This window comes from Lewinella cohaerens DSM 23179 (assembly GCF_000379805.1).
Taxonomy (GTDB): domain Bacteria; phylum Bacteroidota; class Bacteroidia; order Chitinophagales; family Saprospiraceae; genus Lewinella; species Lewinella cohaerens.
On sequence record NZ_KB903539.1, the window covers coordinates 87394 to 108253 of the forward strand.

Annotated in this window: 12 protein-coding genes; 7 read left to right on the plus strand and 5 right to left on the minus strand. The window is 48.6% G+C overall.

Translation table 11 applies throughout. The annotated features are described in order from the left end of the window. Positions 1-12: 12 nt before the first annotated feature. Entirely contained in the window at positions 13-612 is a 600-nt protein-coding gene (locus A3EU_RS0109365; protein ID WP_020535892.1) for a CvpA family protein, read from the minus strand. 224 nt (positions 613-836) lie between these two features. Here A3EU_RS0109365 and A3EU_RS0109370 point away from each other — a divergent pair, with 224 nt between their 5' ends. The 4 genes from A3EU_RS0109370 to A3EU_RS0109385 all read left to right on the plus strand — a co-directional run bounded on the left by A3EU_RS0109370 (position 837) and on the right by A3EU_RS0109385 (position 5323). Further along, positions 837-1307 carry a hypothetical protein gene (locus A3EU_RS0109370; protein ID WP_020535893.1) on the plus strand — a complete coding sequence of 157 codons (471 nt, stop codon included), beginning with the start codon at positions 837-839 and terminating at the stop codon, positions 1305-1307. Positions 1308-1462: 155 nt separating this feature from the next. Then, on the plus strand, positions 1463-3061 hold the full coding sequence (locus A3EU_RS0109375; RefSeq protein ID WP_020535894.1) for an amidase: 1599 nt from the start codon (positions 1463-1465) through the stop codon (positions 3059-3061). 74 nt (positions 3062-3135) lie between these two features. Continuing rightward, entirely contained in the window at positions 3136-4035 is a 900-nt protein-coding gene (locus A3EU_RS0109380; protein WP_020535895.1) for a prohibitin family protein, read from the plus strand. A 328-nt stretch (positions 4036-4363) separates the two neighbouring features. Beyond that, positions 4364-5323 carry a D-2-hydroxyacid dehydrogenase gene (locus A3EU_RS0109385; protein ID WP_020535896.1) on the plus strand — a complete coding sequence of 320 codons (960 nt, stop codon included), beginning with the start codon at positions 4364-4366 and terminating at the stop codon, positions 5321-5323. A gap of 56 nt (positions 5324-5379) precedes the next feature. Here A3EU_RS0109385 and A3EU_RS0109390 read toward each other — a convergent pair whose 3' ends face one another. The 4 genes from A3EU_RS0109390 to A3EU_RS0109405 all read right to left on the minus strand — a co-directional run bounded on the left by A3EU_RS0109390 (position 5380) and on the right by A3EU_RS0109405 (position 11848). After that, positions 5380-5880 carry a GbsR/MarR family transcriptional regulator gene (locus A3EU_RS0109390; RefSeq protein WP_020535897.1) on the minus strand — a complete coding sequence of 167 codons (501 nt, stop codon included), beginning with the start codon at positions 5878-5880 and terminating at the stop codon, positions 5380-5382. A 273-nt stretch (positions 5881-6153) separates the two neighbouring features. Then, positions 6154-7260: a glycine cleavage system aminomethyltransferase GcvT gene (gene gcvT / locus A3EU_RS0109395; RefSeq protein ID WP_026211309.1), complete on the minus strand. Its 1107-nt coding sequence runs from the start codon at positions 7258-7260 to the stop codon at positions 6154-6156. Positions 7261-7293: 33 nt separating this feature from the next. Next, positions 7294-9321 (minus strand): peptidylprolyl isomerase, encoded by a 2028-nt coding sequence (locus A3EU_RS33890; protein ID WP_020535899.1) that lies wholly within the window; start codon positions 9319-9321, stop codon positions 7294-7296. Beyond that, positions 9314-11848, minus strand: a complete 2535-nt coding sequence (locus A3EU_RS0109405; protein ID WP_020535900.1) for a transglycosylase domain-containing protein — start codon at positions 11846-11848, stop codon at positions 9314-9316. The genes A3EU_RS33890 and A3EU_RS0109405 overlap by 8 nt, the downstream gene beginning before the upstream one ends. Before the next feature lie 301 nt (positions 11849-12149). Between A3EU_RS0109405 and A3EU_RS0109410 the strand changes: the two genes are divergently transcribed. The 3 genes from A3EU_RS0109410 (at position 12150) to A3EU_RS0109420 (ending at position 20775) form a co-directional block, all read left to right on the plus strand. Then, the gene (locus A3EU_RS0109410; RefSeq protein ID WP_020535901.1) at positions 12150-13982 is read left to right on the plus strand and encodes an ABC transporter ATP-binding protein; all 1833 of its coding nucleotides are present in this window, start codon (positions 12150-12152) and stop codon (positions 13980-13982) included. Between the two features lie 569 nt (positions 13983-14551). Next, the gene (locus A3EU_RS32655; protein WP_020535902.1) at positions 14552-16510 is read left to right on the plus strand and encodes an SUMF1/EgtB/PvdO family nonheme iron enzyme; all 1959 of its coding nucleotides are present in this window, start codon (positions 14552-14554) and stop codon (positions 16508-16510) included. A gap of 1040 nt (positions 16511-17550) precedes the next feature. Then, complete coding sequence (locus A3EU_RS0109420; RefSeq protein WP_020535903.1) at positions 17551-20775, plus strand: VPS10 domain-containing protein; 3225 nt, start codon at positions 17551-17553, stop codon at positions 20773-20775. Positions 20776-20860 lie beyond the last annotated feature (85 nt).

Genomic DNA, 20860 nt, shown 5'->3' on the forward strand with positions numbered 1-20860 from the left:
ACCATCCCCCCCCTAATACCTCCTCGGCTGGTCATTGTCCTCCTCCTCAATATCAAAGAACTTATCATTCTCTTGGCGTTCTACAGAACTGTCGATTTGGTCCATTACATCGAGGGCGTGTTGGTAAAACTCCTGGAAAACAGGCCATACACGTTGGCCGGCGGCCCAGGCGTATTCAGGAACGGGTTGCAATATGGTATAGGTAATAGAATCTTCTTTGGTGTCTGGGTCAATCATTCTAGAGTTGTCGGCGAAAGACACAAGAACACTATACAAGAAAATGAAGAAAAACATGGAGATGCCCCCTCCCATGATTTGATTGATGAAGTTGATATTAACCGCTTCCAGCATGTTTTCCAAGCCATTGGCCAGCATTCGGAATAAAACAAGGGTAAGGATAAATGTAAGCAGAAAAGCAGCAGGTAGCATGATTGTTCCTGGGCCATCAATCCATTCTTGAAGCATCGTAGATACCGTAGGGCTGAATTTGGCTGCAGCCATAAACCCAAATAGAAAGGAGATCGTGGTGAGCACCGTCTTGATGATCCCACGCGAATAACCTACCCAGAAACCGTAGAGTGCGATAACCGCACAAATAACGTCTATGATCATTGGTGATCTGTTGTTTTGTATTCTTTATTATTGAACAACCTTGCGACGCTGATGATTGGTCAAAGATGCGAATATTTAAGTAAGTGATTAAATTCTTTAGACGAAAGCGTGGAAATTAGCGTTCAACCTTTTTATAGAACAAGAGGAGGCCAGTGAAAGTAATCTGCTGAATAGTTGCATTTTGTTCCTTATCTTTGATTTCCAAATTGTAAAAATTCCCAAAAATGATGAGATCTCTTTTAACTACTGCATGTCTTTTAGCGCTGCCTTTTTTGGCGGCTGCACAATCTGGTTCACTAGATAAAATTTTTATGCTAGGTACCGAAGAACAACGCTATGAGCAGCTGACTTCTTCCTATAGCCAGTCTTTGCTTGAAGCTTCTGCTGGTGACATCACCAAGGCCTTTGAAGGTTGGTTGGATATGCAGCAGGCAATAGACAGTTATGCCAATAGCCAGAATTTTGACCTGAATGGTGTACGCCTTTGGTTACACGTCTTTTGGGCAGAGGATGGACAAATTGACCAAATGGGATTCCTCTTACGTCCCGATTCTCGTTTGGTAGATGAAGGTGAAATCAAAGTGCTTCTAGCAGGCTTTGTTGAGCAATACCGCTTGCCGATCCAAAGCGGCAAAAAGTTTAACCATTATACGGGAGCTGCTTTTCCTACCTTGTCTCAGCGTAGAGGCAATTAATACTTTCTACGTAAGAAAAGCCAACTTAATTCAAGCAAGGCTAAGAAATGATCCCGATTATCGCTTTAAGTAGCATAATCGGGATTGTTTTTTCCCATATATATAGTCTTTTGCCCTTTAAATCTTTATAGATTTGACCTATAAAACCTGTAAGTATGAAAAAGCGCTATAGTATTCTTTCCATGCCTTTTTTGGCGTTCTTGTTGATTTTGGGACTGTCTTCCTGTACAACAGGAGGACAAATTACCGAAGAGTCAGCTACATTGATTGAGTTAGAAGAAATTACCATTGCTGATATCCAGGCGGCTTATGCAGCTGGAACCTATAACATTCAAGAGCTCACTCAGGCTTACTTGGATCGCATTGCAGCTATTGATGATGCAGGCCCAATGCTGAATTCGGTAATTATCGTAAACCCTGATGCCCTCGCTATTGCTGCTGAGCTGGATGCGGAGCTGGCAGCTGGTAACTCTCGTGGCCCAATGCACGGCATCCCCGTCATTCTGAAAGACAATATAGATACCCAGGATAAGATGCCGACGACGGCAGGATCGAGAGCTTTAGCCAATTCCTTCCCGTTACAAGACAGCTACCTGGCGAAACAACTTCGCGAAGCCGGGGCCATTATTTTAGGGAAGGCCAACCTGAGCGAATGGGCTAACTTTCGTGGAGAAATGTCCTCTAGTGGCTGGAGTGGCGTAGGTGGCCAAACAAAGAACCCTTATGTGCTTACACGCAACCCTTGTGGATCTTCTGCGGGTTCTGGCGCTTCGGTATCGGCCAATCTAGCGGTTGTAACTGTTGGAACAGAGACCAATGGCTCCATCGTATGCCCTTCCCATGCCAATGGGGTAGTGGGCATAAAACCGACAGTAGGCCTGATTAGTCGAAGCGGAGTCATCCCTATCTCTTTTACACAGGATACGCCGGGCCCTATGGCTAGAACTGTTCGTGATGCTGCTATTGGCTTGGCTGCCATGATTGGTATAGACCCTGCCGACAGTAAAACCCTCGACAGCGAGAATAAAGCTTATGATGATTATACCCAATTCCTTAATGCTGACGGCCTCAAGGGGAAGCGTATTGGGATTTACACCCAGCCCTTAGGGGCTAATTTTAAGGTAGATTCCGTTTTTGCGCAAGCAGTAGCATTTATCAAATCACAAGGCGCAGAAACAATTGAGATCGAGAATATCGCACCCCGGCAGGCAGGTGGTCTGTCTTTTGAAATTATGCTCTTTGAGTATAAGGATGGGCTCAATAAATATTTTGCTAGCCTGGGACCTGACGCCCCCATTAAAACGGTGGAAGACTTGATTGCCTTCAATAAGCAGGATGACGTTGAGCTGGAATATTACAACCAAAGGTACCTGGAAATGGCACAGGAAAAGGAAGACCTTACCTCAAAGGCATACCAGGAAGCATTAGCAGAAATGCTGCGCCTGAGTCAGGAAGAAGGTTTGGATAAGGTAATGGAAGAACATAACCTACACGCTATTGTGGCCCCCACGGGCAGCCCGGCCTGGACAACAGATTGGGTGAATGGCGATCACTTTCAGTTGGGGAGCTCTTCTCCGGCGGCCCGTGCAGGATATCCCAATATCACGGTGCCTATGGGCTTTGTGGGGGAACTCCCCGTGGGTATGTCTATTTTTGGACAAGCTTGGACGGAGCCTTTACTTCTGGAAATTGCCTATGCCTTTGAGCAAGGAACCAAACATCGGAGAGCGCCTAAATTTTTAGAGAAAGATTAAGCGTTAATTGGTGAACAAATTAGTATAGCTAGTGCTTTTGATAGTAAAGCTATTAGTAAACAAAATTTGCGCCGATGAAAACGATTAAAATTCTTTTCTCTTCTCTTTTGCTGGTTGGATTTTTATCAAGTTGTGTAGTAATCCGTCCAGGAGAAGTGGGGGTTCGCCAGCGTTTGGGCCGAATCAATGATGCGGCTTTGAGCGAGGGACCCCGTTCTTATAACCCCTTTACAAGTACGATAATTACCCTTCCTACTCGGACGGTTAATTTGGAAATCAGGTCAAACCTGCCTTCTAAGGAAGGTTTAACGATCAGTTCAGATATTTCTATTCTTTACCGCATTATGCCCAATGAAGCGCCGAATATACTAAGAGATATCGGCCGTAGTTATGAGCAGCAAATTATCCTGCCGGTTTTCCGTTCGGCTTCAGCCGACGTTACAGCACGTTTTCTGGCAAAGGATATGCACTCGGGGGAGCGTTCGGTGATTGAAACTCAAATTAGAGATCGGATGTCTGAAATCCTTGAAAGTAAAGGCATTGTGGTGGAGAATGTGTTACTCAAAAGTATTCAACTACCTCAGGGGCTCTCTCGCTCTATCGAGGAAAAACTCCAGGCGGAGCAAGATGCTCAACGAATGGTGTTTGTAAAGCAGCAGGAGCAAGCAGACGCCGAACGTCGTACCATTAAAGCCGAAGGCGACCGGACGGCAGCCGTTATCGATGCTGATGCCGAGAGGCAACAGTTGGAAATTCGCGCGGCGGGACAAGCCAACGCTATATTATTGGAAGCGAATGCCCAAGCAGAAGCTAACGAAAAACTGGCAGAAGCCCTTGAGCCACAAATCCTGCAATACCGAGCTATAGAAGCCTTCTATCGGATGTCTACCAGCAATAATTCCAAAGTAATTATTACAAGTGGAGATTCGCCATTCCTCGGAATTCCTGCCGAGTTGGTCAACAAAAATAATTAGTGAGTGAAAGTATGTTCTTTAACGCCCGGAAGCAGCAACCGCTTCCGGGTTTTTCTTTTAAGTACTTGATAAGTTACTATCGTTGTTTAGATATTTAGTTTAGTACATAAGATGTTAGGGAAGCCTTCTTGGGCTTGATTATAAGGAATTTAAACGTTAAGTGTACATTCGTAAAGTCCAGATCAAATTGATTCAGGATAGTTGCGCAAGGACGCAAAATATACTTACTTTTGCGCTGCCTTCAGCCAAAAGCAATGATTGGTACGCTATCCTAACCACATCGCGCACCGAGTAAGAAACAATCTCCAAACCCCTTAATTTAAAGGACATGATTAAGATTCTCGCCAATGATGGTATTCATCCAGATGGAAAGACGTTGCTGGAAGAAGCCAACTACCAGGTTGACACTGAAAAAGTAGCTCAGGAAGATTTGATGGAAGTACTGCCATCGTACGATGCTATCATCGTAAGAAGTGCTACCAAAGTTCGTAAAGAGCTGATCGACGCTTGCCCCAATTTGAAAGTGATCGCACGTGCTGGTGTTGGACTAGATAATATTGATGTTGATTACGCACGTGATAAAGGAATCGCGGTTTACAATACCCCCGCAGCTTCTTCACAGTCGGTTGCGGAGTTGGTATTTACGCACATGTTTAGTTTAGCGCGCTTTGTTCACCGTTCCAACAGGGAACTGGTAGCTGATGACGCTAACTTCAAGACCTTGAAAAAAGCGTATTCAGGAGGCATGCAGCTGCGTGGAAAAACACTAGGCATTATCGGTTTTGGCCGTATTGGCCAGGAAGTTGCCCGCATCGGTATTGGCATGGGAATGAACGTATTGGCTTCTGACCCTATGGTAGATGAGGCAGATATCGATATCATGCTCTACGCTACCAAAAGTATTCGCCTTACGGTAACTGTTGAAACAGTAGACTTCGAGGAAGTACTTGCTCAGTCTGATTTTATCACGTTTCACGTGCCTAGCGTAGGCCGCGCGTTGATAGGAAAAGATGAGATCGCCAAAATGAAAGACGGTTCTTTTATTATCAATACCGCCCGCGGTGGTATCGCTGATGAAGATGCTTTACTGGAAGCCTTGAAGAGTGGTAAGTTAGGTGGTGCAGCCTTAGATGTTTTCGTTAACGAACCAACACCTAATCCAGAATTACTACAACACCCTAGCGTGTCCGTAACTCCTCATATCGGTGCGTCTACCGTTGAAGCTCAAGCGAATATTGGCCGGGAACTCGCGGATAAAATCCTCGAACATTTCGGTGCGTTGGATTAAGTTTTTTAAACCACTTAAGGCACCAAAGATTTCTTAAGTGCCTTAAGTGGTTTAATCTACCTAATCATTTTCATGAAGGTACCCACAAACCAGTTGGAGTCTGCTTTGGTGAGGGTATCGAGGGTAGAGTCTGCTTTACTACTGAATAGTTTGATGTCTTTGATGACTTCTGCGAAAGCTTCGCCCTCTTTGCTTTCGTCTGCTACGCTCGATAATTCATCCAGAACTTTTAGCATGGGCTCAAGTTCTCTTTTCTTTCGTTGAGTGATAATACACTTCACGACCTCCCACATATCTTTTTCGGCAATAAAAAACTCTTTCCGTTCCCCGGGTTTAAGTTCTTTGAATACCAGGCCCCAATCAATAAGTGCCCTGATGTTCATATTGGCATTGCCACGAGAAATCTGCAAATCCGCCATGATTTCATCTGCCGAGAGTGCCTCGGGAGATATCAATAACAGTGCATGGATTTGAGCCATGGTACGATTAATACCCCAGCTAGAGCCCAATGCGCCCCAGGATTGTAAAAACTTTTGTTTGCCTTCGTCTAGCGTCATGATATCAAATCGTATTCGTAGATTTCAGAAAATTGTGAAATCTTAGAACTTGTTGGGAAATTTGCGAACTGATTATCAACGAATTAAGGTTCTGACTAAGGGACTAAAATTGAGTTTAGCGGGCTAAATGAAATTTTTGTATCGACGTCAGGTTCTCAATTCGTTGATAATCAGGAAGCATTAAGAGGATTTATCCAAATATTTTGCTCATTGACATTTCACCGGATGAAATTTCCCAACAAGCTCTTATGCGATTATAATAAAAAAATAGGGTTAAATGTTTAAAAACGGCAATTTAGCTACTTTCGCTGGTAAGCGTTTTTTGCCTGCAATGATGAATATTTCGGTTCCGGGCGTACGATACTCCGTGGAGACATAGCCCATTCCGATGGGGTGCCCTAAGCTCGGAGATTGTGTACCGCTGCTCACTTCCCCAATGGTTTCTCCATCACTATTTTCAATGATATAGCCGTGTCGAGGGACCCTCCGTTCTTCAAGGGTAAAGCCTACCAAACGTTTTTTCAGTCCGTCTGCTTTTTGAGCTACGAGAAAATCCCGAGAGATAAATTCGCCTTTGTTAAGTTTAGTGATCCAAGCGAGGCCTGCTTCCAGCGGGCTAGTCGTATCTGTCAGATCGTTGCCGTAAAGGCAATAACCCATTTCCATACGTAGCGTATCGCGAGCACCTAAACCAGCTGGGGCGATGCCGTGTTCCTTTCCTGCCTCCATAACAGCATCCCAGAGGATACCAATCTTGTCGGCATCAGCATAGAGCTCAAAACCGCCAGAACCCGTATAGCCGGTAGCGGAAATAATTACATTGTCAACATCAGCAACGGTACCTTTGGTAAAGGTGTAATATTTGATGGAAGATAAGTCGGTGGCTGTAAGCTTTTGAACAATAGCCGTTGCTGCAGGCCCTTGAACAGCAATCAAGCCTGTTTGATCAGAAATATTGATCAGGCGCGTATCAAAAGTATTGTGTTCAAACACCCAGCGCCAGTCTTTTTCAATATTAGCACCATTGACTACCAACATGTAGGCACGTTCTCCTTCAGAGCAATTGTCCTCGGCCAGTCGGTATACCAATAGGTCGTCTACAATACCTCCTTCTTTATTGGGGAAGCAGGAATACTGGGCTTGCCCAATTTCCAGTTTACTGGCATCATTAGAGGTGATATACTGAACGAAATCCAAGGCTTCTTTGCCCCTTACGATGAATTCGCCCATGTGGGAAACATCAAAAATGCCGGCCTTTTCTCTTACTGCAAAGTGTTCTTCTTTGATGCCGCTATAGGAAATAGGCATATAGAAACCGGCAAATTCTGCCATCCGTGCCCCCAGGGCCTCGTGACGATCTTTTAATGGTGTTGACTGCATGAATGTAATACTTGTAGTTGGTTAGGGCTAAAATTATTCTTTCAAAAACTTGGCTTCCAAAATGCGGTCGCCTTGTTGTATTTTATGAATGATATCCATTCCTTGTTCCACCTTTCCAAAGAGGGTATATTTTCCGTCAAGATGAAGGGTAGGGGAGTGGGTGATAAAAAACTGAGTGCCTTCGGTATCTCTACCCGCAGAGGCCATTCCGAGCATTCCCTCCGTATCATAATGAATAGGAGAAAACTCTGAACGGATACTATAATCGAGGCTGCCGTAAGCATCACCACTAGGGCTTCCGCCTTGAATGACAAAATTAGGGACAACACGATGAAAGGCTTTGTTTTTCAGGAATCCATCTTTGGTCAGTTGAGCCAAGTTGGCCACCGATCCGGGGGCAACATCTGGCCACAAAACAAGGACTGCTTCTCCCTCATCTGTTTTGAGCGACAGCCGTGGTTGTGCGCCAATACTGGTAAGGAGTTTCCAATCAATAGGATGATTGAATTTTGGACGAATAGGTTCAAACGTAGCAGTACCATTCAGGTAATCAATGGTTTGCCCCAATTCGTTGTAGCTCTCTACCATAGCCGGTAGTTCGAGTTCGTTAAGGACACGGCTTAAAACCTCCAAACTATCAATGTATGGGCGATAATCGCGCTTGCCAGAGCGTAAAGCTAAGGATGCAATGGCTACGGGGCCAGGTCTTTTGCTTTTGATGGCTTCCATAAAATAGCTTGCCAAGTCTTGGGTTACTCTTCTTGTGCTAAGGCCAAAAAAGCTGGTAAAATCGTCACGGTCTCCGATTTGCTGCAAAGCTTCGGTGGCTGCCGACTGCACAATAGGATCGGTGGCTGTTTGGCTTTCGCGGAAGATGTAGCGATAATTCCAGGCAAACTCGCCAAGTGCTCGTAGCACCATTGCTTTTTCGTAAGCGGAAGAGGAATTGATGTACCGTTGGCGCAATTCAAAGTTGATAGCATCCCTAAACTCGGTGCGGTAAGCTGGCAGGTGCCTGTTGGCAACCCGATAGAGATCCAGGTGAATGGGGGTTGGCAAACTATCTTTCGCAAATCGCCACCATTGGGCTGCGTCTTCGGGGGTAGAGTTTTCCAGTAGGTACTGAGCTGCTCGGCGGGCCACGTGTTCGTTGCGGTCGCGTAGTGCTTCCGTAATGAGGGTGCGACAACTTTCATAAGGAAAGTTGGACAAAGCCCGCAGTATATTGCATTTGACCCGGTAGTCTCTTTCTTTCTGGTACTGACCAATGAGGCTGGTGAGTGCTTCACCCCGCTGTGTTTTGCCCAAGGCAATGGCCAATGCCATGCGAACATCTGCATTGTTGCTTTGCTCAAAACCAGTACGTAATTTGGGAGCAGCCAACGAATCAAAAGTAGTAGGAACACGAGCCAGGTAGTTGGCAGCGATAAGTTGTACACTTTCCGGGTACTGTGGTTTACAACCCAGCTCCAGCATCCGTTTTGTACCCAGTGGGGAAACAAGATCGCGAAGGCCCATTCGGTAAATACCCCAGGCCTGTCCTTCAAGCAATGCCGTATCCACGGGCGTGTAGGTTGTTACAGAGCTGAGTTGTTCGAGCGTAGGGAAATCACCACATTTACCTACTGCTTCCAGAATTGCCCGCTGTGACATGGCGTGTACCATCGCCGTATCTTCCTGCATGAAGCCTCGAATAAGGTAGGGCAATGCCCGCGCATCTCCTAGCTGCCCCATAGCAAAAGCTGCGATGGACCGTACTTCTTCAACAGGGTCACCCAATAGCCGGGCGAGGCTATCTACGGCATCAGGAGCATCCATGCTTCCAAAAGCACGAGCGGCAAGGTAGCGATAGGTAGGGTCAGGATGGTAAAGCATCGGGTAGAGGTCCTCGACTTGCCGCAAATCCTGCCAATCACTGATACGCTGGAAGAGAGAATCCTGAACGTCAATGTTGATGGTCGTAATGATCTCTTCGTCCTGCGGGGGTACACAGGCGCCCCAAAAGAGCGCTATGAATAAGAAAGACAGTAAAGAAAAACTTGCTTGCTGAGTGTTATTCATCGCCAAAATCCGGTTCATTATTAATGTCAAAACCTCCTCCATCATCAAATTCACTGTCTTCAAGAGGTGCATTAGGGTTCAGGTAGGAATCACAATCTAACTCAATCCCCAGGTTGCCTGGTGGACGATAGAACGTTTTATTGAAATCCCAATGGAGGCTTTCTTCGTTTTGCACTGCTTCCAAAAAGCCGAGAACCATAGGTTTCGCCATATAGGCACCCTGGCCATAAGACAAGCTTCGGAAGCTGATCCAACGGTCGTCACCACCCACCCAGCAGCCGACGACTAAATTAGGCGTTACGCCCATAAACCATCCATCTGCATGTTCGTTGGTCGTACCCGTTTTGCCACCAAATTGGCCTTTGATCTTTCCGCGGAAGCCGGATGCATATTGCAGCATTTCAACCATCGCAAAGTTGGCCTCAGGGCGAATAGCTTGCTTCTCTGTAGGTACACCCTCGTAAATCAAACGACCAAAGCGATCTTCAATCCGTAATAGATAGGTCGGCTCGTTATAGATGCCGTTGTTGGCAAAAGTGGTATAAGCGCCTACCATTTCCTGTACCGATAAATCTACGGCACCCAAACAAATAGAAGGCGTCTGTGGGATAATGTCTTTCGGAATGCCCATCAGTGCAGCCTTGTCGCGCACAGGTTCGGGGCTGCCCAATTCTCTCATCAAGGTAACAGAAATGGTGTTTTTAGAAAGCCGCAACCCATCCTTGAGCGTCAATAATTCGCTGGTATATTTTCCGTCGGAATTTTTAGGTGTCCAAGGCTGTTGGAGGTAAAAACGTCCGTCGCCGGGTTTGATCGTCACTGGTACATCCATGTATTGCTGGCAGGGCGAAATACTCTGCAAGTCAATAGCCGTAGCGTACACAAATGGTTTAAAGGTAGACCCTACCTGACGGCGAGTATTAGTATTTGCGTGATCGTACTGGAACCATTGGAAATTCACACCACCTATCCACGAGCGCACATAACCCGTCTGAGGCTCTACAGACATCATCCCTGTTTGGAGAATCATCTTGTGGTAACGCACAGAGTCCAAGGGGGTCATCGTTGTATCGGCGGCCATTTCGTCATTGTAGTATACAAAAACGCGCATCTCCGTAGGCGTGTTGAATTCCTTGTCAGCGGCTTCTTGCAGTTTGGCCCACTGTGCTTTCAGTTGGTCAAACTTCTTGCTGCGCATCACCCTGCGGTACTTATTAGCGAGGCTAGAGCTGATCATACCGTCGTTAACCAACTCCTTGAGAAGACCGGGTTTATTACTTTCTTCAACAACGCGCTCTACCTCACGGTCATCGTTGTGGAAGGTCAGATCGGTTTCTTCATTCAGTAGCTTGGTGATCTCTGAGAGATAGAAGGTGCGTAATTTTTGGTAGCGATCAGAAGCCCGAATGTTTTTGGTGAGGCTAGCTTGGCGGCGTTCAATAGGCACTTCTGTTTCTGTACCATATTTGTAGTCCCAAGGGTCTCTTTTGTTCCAATGCTTAAAGAAAGTACCTTGCAACTTAGCCATGTGTTTGGTCATAGCCTCTTCTGCCAGTCGCTGTACCGTAGGGTTGATGGTGGTGTAGATATTTAAGCCATCGCGGTAAATATCGTAAGGTGTTCCATCGGATTGGAGGTATTCTGGGCGTTTCAGAATTTCTTTGACATTCTCGGCCAATACCATCCGGAAGTAAGGAGCTAGTCCGTCGACGTGGGTTTGACTCGTAGCTTTAAGCCCTAGTGGAAGCTGTCGATATTCGTTGTACTTTTCACTGCTCAGGAATCCAGCTTTTTGCATCTGGCTCATCACCACTTCCCGGCGTTGTTTGGTACGTTCCTCAAAGCGGCGTGGATTAAAGAAGGATGCATTTTTGAGCATCCCTACCAGCATCGCACTTTCCGGAATAGTGAGGTTTTCAGGCGATTTACTAAAGTAAATCTCTGCAGCTGCACGAATCCCCTTGGCATTATTGATGAAATCATAACGATTAAGGTACAGGGCAATGATCTCCTCCTTGGTATACTTGCGTTCCAGGCGTACCGCAATGATCCACTCCTTAAGCTTTTGTACCAGTCGCTCAGATAAACTACGGGCAGCCACTCCTGTAAAGAGTAGTTTTGCTAACTGCTGGGAGATGGTACTGGCTCCACCTCTACTCCCCATAAAGGCAATCGCTCTGGCGAGGCCGTAAAAGTCAATACCAGAGTGTTCGTAGTAGCGGATATCCTCGGTAGCAATCAATGCTTGAATAAGGTGTTCCGGGAGTTCTTCGTATTCTACAGGAACCCGGTTTTCGGTATAGTACTTACCTAAAATTTCGCCGTTTTCGGCAAAAACCTGAGAAGCCAAGTTGGTTTTAGGGTTCTCCAATTCAGCAACCGAAGGTAAGTTGGTGAATGAAAGCCCCAGGAATAGCAGTACGCCGGCGATGAGCCCTGCGAACAGTAGCCGCCACATCCAGCTTACAATCTTTTTGTGACGAGGATTATCATGGTCATTTAACCATTGATCAATCAATTTGCGCATAGAATAGTGATGTATTTAAGGCAATAGAGTCGCAAGATACGAGATTCTATAAGATCTGTCATTGCTCTCTGCGTAGCTGTTGGTAACTTTTGCGTAGTTGTTGCTAAAAACGAAACTATCGGGCAAATCTTATTGTTGATCTAGGCAGTTTATTTTACTGATTTTTACCTGAGAACAGCACAAAAACAAATCGAACCTTTGTTTTTTCAATAGTTGGCTAAGTGTTTCATTTTAAGCGTGTCAGCTATTAAGGAAACCTGATAAGAAGACTTGATTTGTTTTTTGTGCAATAAATAGACGAATGTCGCAAGCAAAGAGAAAGCCCAAAGATCAACCCCAATCTTGGCGAGAACAGTTAGGGGCTTTACGTCACCTTCCCCCTTTTTTCAAGATGATTTGGCAAACGAGCCCTTCTCTCAGTATTGGGAATGCCGTTTTGCGCCTGATCAAGTCGGTACTGCCGTTGGCCATGCTTTACATTGGCAAAGAAATCGTCGATGAAGTGATCTTTTTAATGGACGCACAAAGTGCTTCCCAGCAATACCTTTGGACGCTGGTAGGTGCAGAGCTGGTGTTGGCGATTTTGTCCGACCTCCTTTCCCGGGGGATCAATTTACTGGATGGTCTTTTAGGCGATTTATTTGCAAATTCCACCAGTGTCAAACTAATCCGCCATGCTGCGGAGCTGGACTTATACCAATTCGAGGACCCCGACTTTTATGATAAGCTGGAACGTGCTCGCCGCCAAACGACTGGGCGTACGGTGCTGATGTCACAAGTACTGTCACAGGCCCAGGATTTGATTACCATTATCTCACTGGGTGCGGGGTTGATTGCTTTCAATCCCTGGTTGATTCTGTTGCTCATCTTGGCCGTTATTCCTGCCTTTGTGGGCGAAAATTATTTCAATCAACGGAGCTATTCCCTCACCCGCAGCTGGACCCCCGAACGTCGAGAGCTGGATTACCTGCGCTATATCGGTGCCAGCGACACGACGGCCAAGGAGATCAAGATTTTCGGCCTCTCCGATTTTTTGGCCCAACGTTTTGAAGACCTTTCCTGGAATTACTATCGGGCCAACCGCAAGTTGAGCATCAAGCGAGCCAGCTGGGGCTCGGTGCTCTCTGCATTGGGGACGCTGGCCTATTACGGAGCCTATGTTTTTATTTTGTTGCAAACAGTGGGTGGCCTGATTACGGTAGGTACCCTTACCTTTTTATCAGGTGCTTTCAACCGGATGCAGGGGCAGTTGCAGGGCATGATGAGCCGCTTTTCTAATATTGCCGGGCAGGCGCTCTACCTCCAGGATCTCTTTGATTTTCTGGCCATCCGTCCTTTGATTCGCAACAAAGAGCAGTCGCTACCTTTTCCGGAGCAGGTAAGTGATGGTTTTCGTTTCGAGAACGTCAGTTTCCATTATCCGGGTACAGATAAGTTTGCTATTCGCAATTTGTCTTTCCACTTGCGTGCTGGAGAAAAGCTTGCCCTTGTGGGCGAAAACGGCGCGGGTAAAACGACCCTTGTTAAGCTTCTCTCACGTTTGTACGAACCTTCCGAAGGGCGCATCCTACTCGAAGGTGTCGACCTGCGAGATTATGATCTGACCAGTTTGCGGGCCAATGTAGGCGTCATATTTCAAGATTTTTTCCGCTATCAGCTGAAAGTCCGTGAAAACATTGCCGTAGGCCGGATCAGCCAGGAAGGTGAGATAGAGATCATCGAAGATGCTGCTGAGAAGAGCCTCGCCGATACGGTCATCAATGATCTCTCTGGCGGCTATGAGCAAATGCTAGGTAAACGCTTCAAAGATGGCGTAGAACTCTCCGGTGGCCAATGGCAGAAGATCGCGCTGGCCCGTGCCTACATGCGCGACGCCCAACTCTTGATTCTAGACGAGCCCACCTCCGCGCTGGATGCCCGCGCCGAGCACGAAGTATTCCTCCGCTTCAGCGAGCTGATCAAAGACCGCACAGCAGTATTGATCTCCCACCGCTTCTCTACCGTCCGTATGGCGGATCGCATCCTCTTTTTAGAGCACGGCACCCTCCTCGAAATCGGCACCCACGAGGAGCTGATCAAGCAGGATGGCAAGTATGCGGAGTTGTTTAGGTTACAGGCGCAGGGGTATCAGTAGTCTGGGCTTCAGCCCGGACGTTTGATGGTTTGATTGTTAGGGGGGGAGTGTAGACTTTCTAAACCCTTACACCCACCCAACTCTTACACTTTTACACCTTATTCCTTCTTTAGGGGGCCTCCCTGCGGGCGCTACGTTGCGTAGCTCACTGTTCGTTCGGCCCCCAGGAGACCTGGGGTCTGCACCCTGTGGGCGCACTACTTCACATCGCTAGGCCAAAACTGCTCGTGGTGGTATGATCTACCCAACTCTCCCAGCATGGAGGGCTTTTTTTGAGGTGGATTTAAGAGGTGGTTTTCTTTTCGCGTGTCCCGCCCCTGTTAGTCCCCAGACTAACAGGAACAGTATCCCGCTGGTCCCCTGACCAGCGAGTGTAGTCCTCGCGTAAAGCGAAAAACTATCCTGGAAATAGGCACTCCAACCAAAGCAATACCCTGTCCTCCCCACGGGGAGGTGTCCGCGAGGACGGAGGGGGAATTTGTTATTTGGGGTAAAATCCTATCCCTAAAAGAATTATTTCTATTTTTGGTTAAATTGAGTAATCCAACAACCCTATTCGTATACCCTTTATGGATCATCGCGCAGGCCGTAGGCCTACACAGCAAAACAAAGACGCTTCCGCAGGAAAGACCTATCTATTCGGTATAGGGATCAATACTTATGAGCATTGGGGGAATTTGAATAACGCGGTGCGGGATGTGGAAGCGATCGCGAATATTCTCCAACAAAATTACGGCGTAACGTTGTGGAAGCTACTGCGCAACGAGGAAGCTACCCGCAAGCAGATTCTCCGAGCATTGAGGGCACTGATGAAAGAAGTAAAGGCCCCGGATAGCATCATCATCTATTACGCCGGGCACGGGCATATAGATAAAGACACCCAACTAGGGGCCTGGGTACCCACCGACGGAGAAAATGAAGATACAGACCTGTATATCCCCAATTCTACCCTGCGGGATTATTTCCAGGTAGCCAAGGCACAACACGTATTGTTTATCTCTGATGCCTGTTTTTCTGGCAGCCTTTTGCAAGAGCACCGGAGCGCAGCGGAGGAGATGGTATTGACAGAACTGGCCGCCCGCCCCAGCCGCTGGGTGATGTGCTCGGGCCGCCATGATGAAGCCGTAGCTGATGGCCCGCGTGGTGGGCATAGCCCTTTTGCCCAAGCCATCATCGACGAACTGACCCACAACCAGAAACAAGGCTTGAATGCGGCTGCTTTAGCTCAAAATGTGCAGCTGCAAAGCAAGCAATATTATAAAGATCAACTCTCCGACTACGGCCCGGTTTTTAATACGGGCGATAAACGAGGACAGTTGGTGTTGTGGCGAGATGGGGTCGCTAGTGTTGAGCCTACGCCTGAAAGAGAGTGGCCAGAACCTTCAGATCCACCACGTGCAAAACAGGAACCGACAGCATTACTGGCAGCTGAACCGGACCCTGTTCCTGAAACGATGACGCTGAACGGTTTCAAGGCTACGGTAGCCAACTTTCTTGCGGAGGATGATACCAAAGCAGCTTTGGAATTTATGGCCAAGGCACTTGACAACGAAAGCTCAGATCAGAATACTATTATCCTGTTGCTTAGTAGGCTCCGCCGGGTAGGAAGGCAAGAAAATGTGGGTGTCATCAGCCATAAGGACGCAGCAACCGAACGGAATAGGATCAATGCTGCAATCAGCAATGTGGCGGATGATATTGAAGAGGAAGATTTGCGTGATGATCTACTCATGGAACCAAGTCGTAGCCAACCCGCGCCAGCTCCGCCACGGATATCAGAAGAGCGCGAACTGATAGCTTTGCAAGAAGCAAAAATGCCTAATGCTCCTGATGGTTTTATTTACGTGGAAGGCGGAACCTTCATCATGGGCTGCCAGGAAGGCCGCGATAGTGATTGTTTTGATTGGGAAAAGCCTGCCCACAAAGTGACCCTCTCTTCCTTCTACCTCAGTAAATACCAGGTGACACAAGCGCAATGGCGAGAAGTGATGGGCAGCGACCCTCCTGAATTATACAACAAAGGCTGTGATGAATGTCCGGTAGAGGGTGTAAACTGGAATGATATTCAGCGATTTCTACAAAAGCTGAATACCCAGACGGGACAAAGCTATCGCCTGCCTACGGAGGCGGAATGGGAATACGCGGCGAGGGGTGGAAAAGATAGCAAAGGCTACTTGTACAGTGGTAGTAACGATATAGGAGAGGTGGCATGGTGTAAGGTTAATGCGGAGAAAGGAAACACGTACGGTAGCAAAAAAACGACTCGCCCAATAGGCGGGAAAAGGGCTAATGAATTAGGCTTGTATGATATGTGTGGCAATGTATGGGAGTGGTGCAGTGATTGGTTCGTAGAGTACGAAAATTTCGCGCAACAAAATCCATGTGGGCCTAAATCGGGCGTGCTCCGTATAACTCGCGGCGGTAGTTGGGACGACTATTCCCTGCGTTGCCGCGCTGCTTATCGGACCGCTGCGTTGCCGGTGGCTCGTGGTGGTAACATCGGCTTCCGCCTAGCCCACAGTTTTTGAGGTGGTCTTTTCCGGGCCATCTTATGAGCAAATGCGAAGTGCTGCTACGGAATGAAGCAAGGAGGAGTGAGGGACGAACCCGACGGCGTAATGGAGGAGTAGTACGGAGCTAGGTTGGGGCGGTGTTTTGGGGCGTAAGCCCCCGGTTTTGGAATTGTAAACTGCTTTTTCGACCCCTGCCACTTTACGGGCAGGCAGGCACCCAAACCCTCCCTGCATGGAGGGCTTTTTTGAGGTGGATTTAAGGAGTGGTTTTCTTTTCGCACATCCCGCTCCTGTTAGTCCCCAGACTAACAGGAACAGTATCCCGCTGGTCCCCTGACCAGCGAGTGGGTAGGCTCCTACTCAAAGCAAAAAATTATCCTGGAAATAGGCACTCCAACCAAAGCAACCCTCCTTGTCCTCCGCTGGTGGAGGTGTCACGAAGTGACGGAGGTGGCCAGCCGCCCGCCGTTAAGGCTACCACTCTCGAATCTGTGAACCGATGCTACTAGCGGTTACCCCACCTCCGACTCTGGCAGGCCACCTCCGCCCGAGCGGTTACCATCCCCGTCTCTACGAGCCGACCCTGCCAGCGGGAATTCCACCCCCGGCTCTGCGAGCCGACCCCGCCAGCGGGGTACATGGGCGGGCCGTGGCCCGCAGGTTTAGTCCCGATAGATAAAGGATCGTATCGGAAGAATCGGAGGATGGAGCCCACATCTAACCCAGTGCGCAGGCCAGCAGGCCGTAGCTCGGGGCGCGGAGCGACCAAGGACAAGGGATAGCAAGGAGCGGTAGCGACTGGATAGCCCGGTGCCGATCCCGTCCCGACTTTTCTAGTCGGGACGGGAGATGGCATGGCCCATGATGAAGCGATAAGAGAACAAGCTCTTGCTCGATCAGAAAGCCCACTGCAAACCTCAACCGATTGACAGCTTATCCTTTTTCTCTTTCTTTTCCCCTCCAGTTTTGATTATCTTGGATGGCTTTTAAAGACTAGTATAACAGGGGGCGCTGAGGAACCTTTTCTTGGCCGGTCCTTCTCAAAACCAATCTACATGCCTTCAATATTCAAACTCCTGGCCCTTTGTGGCCTCTTTTTATGGAGCGTCTCTTCTTTCGCTCAGGAAACAACAAAAAATCAACCCGATTTCAGTGGTATCGAATGGCGCAGTATCGGCCCGGCCTTTATGTCGGGGCGGATTGCGGATATTGCCATCCACCCGCAAGATGATAATGTCTGGTACGTGGCCGTGGGGTCTGGCGGCGTGTGGAAAACAGAAAACGCGGGCGTCACATGGGCTTCTATCTTCGAGGGCCAAGGTGCTTACTCGATCGGCTGCGTAACCATTGATGCGCGTGATCCTAACCGCATCTGGGTAGGTACAGGCGAGAACGTCGGTGGCCGGCACATGGGCTACGGCGATGGCATCTACCTCAGTACGGATGGTGGCCAAAGCTGGGAAAACAAAGGCTTGGAAACCTCTGAGCATATCTCCAAAGTTGTGGTGCATCCGGATGATTCCAACGTACTTTGGGTGGCTGCACAAGGGCCACTGTGGAGTAAAGGCGGCGAACGCGGTGTCTTCAAAAGCACTGATGGCGGCACCACCTGGAACCGTACCCTCGGCGATGAAGAATGGACCGGCGCAACGGACCTACTGATTGATCCTCGTAATCCTGATGTGCTTTATGCGGCTACCTGGCAGCGTCATCGTACAGTAGCGGCCTACATGGGCGGTGGCCCCGGCACGGGCATTCACCGTTCTACCGATGGTGGCGAAACCTGGGAAGAGCTTACGAATGGCCTGCCTAGCGGGCCGATGGGTAAGATAGGGTTGGCGATCTCACCACAGCAGCCTGATGTGTTGTATGCTGCTATTGAACTCAATCGGCGTGAGGGGGCTGTTTACCGCTCAAGCAATCGCGGTGCAAGTTGGGAACAACGCTCCGAAGCTGTTTCCGGGGCTACCGGGCCGCATTACTACCAGGAGTTGTACGCTAGTCCGCACCAGTTTGACCGCTTGTACCTGATGGATGTACGTGTGCAGGTATCCGATGATGGCGGCAGCAATTTCCGGCGCTTGCAGGAGCAGCATAAGCACTCCGATAACCATGCGCTGGCTTTCCGTGCTGATGATCCCGATTATCTGTTGATGGGAACAGACGGTGGTTTGTACGAAAGTTTTGACTTGGCGAAAAACTGGCGTTTTATGGCCAATTTGCCACTGACCCAGTTTTACAAAATTGCGGTAGACGATACCGAACCTTTCTACAATATTTATGGTGGAACCCAGGACAACAGCACCGAGGGTGGCCCTTCTCGTACGGATAAAGTGCAGGGTATACAAAACTCGGATTGGAGTGTTGTGCTCAACTGGGATGGTCACCAACCAGCGACAGAGCCGGGTAATCCAGACATCGTTTACGCCGAAAGGCAGGAAGGAACACTGTCGCGCATAGACATGACAACGGGTGAAGTGATCGATATTCAGCCCCAAGCTGCGCCCGGTGAAGATTATGAACGCTTCAACTGGGATGCGCCCATTCTGGTGAGTCCGCATAATCCGGAACGGATCTACTTCGCTTCCCAGCGGGTATGGCGTTCGGATAATCGCGGCGATAACTGGGAAGCTATTTCTGGCGACCTTACCCGCGATCAGGAGCGCTTAACGCTTCCTATCATGGGTAGTACCCAAAGCTGGGACAATGCCTGGGATGTGAACGCCATGTCGAATTACAATACGATTACTTCGTTGGCCGAGTCACCGGTGCAGGAAGGCTTGCTGTACGCGGGCACGGATGACGGTATGCTACAAGTGACCGAAGATGGCGGTCAAAACTGGCGCAAGATCGAATGGTCTAACGTCAAGGGCGTACCTGCTACCGCTTTTGTCAACGACGTAAAAGCCGATCTTTTTGACGCCAATACGGTCTACGTGGTGTTAGATAACCACAAGTACGGCGACTATAATCCTTACCTCATTAAGAGCACGGATGCTGGCCGGAGTTGGACAAAATTAGGTGCTGATCTGCCTGAAAGAACGCTGCTGTGGCGGATCGTTCAGGATCATGTCAATGGGCAGTTGCTATTTTTAGGAACCGAGTTTGGCGTTTACGTTTCTGTAAACGGAGGCCAGCAGTGGCACGCACTTAAGGGCGGTTTGCCGACGATTTCTTTCCGCGATCTGGCTATCCAACGGCGCGAAAACGATCTGGTGGGAGCTTCTTTCGGGCGAGGTTTGTTTGTGCTGGATGATTATACAGCGTTGCGTGCTGTGAACGAGACGCAGTTGGCAGAGGCAGCTACGCTCTTTACGCCGCGCGATGCATGGTGGTACATTCCACGTTCTCACCTGGGTTTTGATGAGCCGAAGGGCGATCAGGGGGCGGGCCATTTTGTGGCACCTAACCCAGACTTTGGAGCGGTATTTACCTATTACTTGAAAGACGGTTACACAAGCGCCAAGGAGACTCGCCAAAAAGCCGAAAAAGAGGCCGAAACGGTGACATTTCCTGGTTGGGATGCGCTGGAAAAAGAAGATTTAGAGGCGGCTGCTAAAGTTTACCTTTTGGTGAGCAATGCAAAAGGCCAGATCATTCGCAAGGTAGATTGTTCGACCTCGGGCGGCTTTCATCGCGTTGCCTGGGATTTGCGCCATGCCTCACCGGGAGCGATTACTGGCGATGATTTTGGGATGCCCGGCCGATTGGCTATGCCTGGGGAATACACCGCCACAATGTACCAGCAGGTAGACGGGAAGGTGAGCAGTTTGTCGGCTCCTGTTACGTTCACCGTGAAGCGACTGAGAGAGGGGGCATTACCTGGTGCTGCGCCTGCCGAAGTGGAAGCTTTTTGGCAATCTTTTGAGAAAACCTTCGCTGATTTTACGGCCTTAGCCGCTCAATTGGAGGATGCCGATAATTATGCCGAGCGATTGGCCACGGGCCTGGAAAACACGCCAGGAGCAGCCAATGCAATGCGCGAAACGCTGGCTGGTTTGGAAAAGGAAATGTACCAAATGGAAAAGGCGATTGGTGGCGATCCTAGAAAATCTCAGGTAGGCGAAAAGAATCCGCCGGTGGTTTTCGACCGTATTTTTGCCGTCATGCGCGGTGTGGAGCGCTCCACTTATGGTCCTACGACCATGCACCGCATGAGCCTGGATGCTGCCAATGCGCAGATAAAGGAGATTATGACCAGCCTCAATCAGTGGAAAGCATCCGCTTCTCAATTGGGTAAGGACATCCAGGCTGCTGGTGGGCCTTGGGTGATGGAGTAGTTTTTTTATTAAACCTAATTAAGGCATTTCACGGGGCATTCGCAAGGCAAATTCATGAATTTGCCTTGCGAATGCCCCATGAAAT

Bases quoted from the DNA above. Each gene is read 5' to 3' on its own strand.
- A3EU_RS0109365 (WP_020535892.1), bottom strand. From the start codon at position 612: ATGATCATAGACGTTATTTGTGCGGTTATCGCACTCTACGGTTTCTGG.
- A3EU_RS0109370 (WP_020535893.1), top strand. From the start codon at position 837: ATGATGAGATCTCTTTTAACTACTGCATGTCTTTTAGCGCTGCCTTTT.
- A3EU_RS0109375 (WP_020535894.1), top strand. From the start codon at position 1,463: ATGAAAAAGCGCTATAGTATTCTTTCCATGCCTTTTTTGGCGTTCTTG.
- A3EU_RS0109380 (WP_020535895.1), top strand. From the start codon at position 3,136: ATGAAAACGATTAAAATTCTTTTCTCTTCTCTTTTGCTGGTTGGATTT.
- A3EU_RS0109385 (WP_020535896.1), top strand. From the start codon at position 4,364: ATGATTAAGATTCTCGCCAATGATGGTATTCATCCAGATGGAAAGACG.
- A3EU_RS0109390 (WP_020535897.1), bottom strand. From the start codon at position 5,880: ATGACGCTAGACGAAGGCAAACAAAAGTTTTTACAATCCTGGGGCGCA.
- gcvT (WP_026211309.1), bottom strand. From the start codon at position 7,260: ATGCAGTCAACACCATTAAAAGATCGTCACGAGGCCCTGGGGGCACGG.
- A3EU_RS33890 (WP_020535899.1), bottom strand. From the start codon at position 9,321: ATGAATAACACTCAGCAAGCAAGTTTTTCTTTACTGTCTTTCTTATTC.
- A3EU_RS0109405 (WP_020535900.1), bottom strand. From the start codon at position 11,848: ATGCGCAAATTGATTGATCAATGGTTAAATGACCATGATAATCCTCGT.
- A3EU_RS0109410 (WP_020535901.1), top strand. From the start codon at position 12,150: ATGTCGCAAGCAAAGAGAAAGCCCAAAGATCAACCCCAATCTTGGCGA.
- A3EU_RS32655 (WP_020535902.1), top strand. From the start codon at position 14,552: ATGGATCATCGCGCAGGCCGTAGGCCTACACAGCAAAACAAAGACGCT.
- A3EU_RS0109420 (WP_020535903.1), top strand. From the start codon at position 17,551: ATGCCTTCAATATTCAAACTCCTGGCCCTTTGTGGCCTCTTTTTATGG.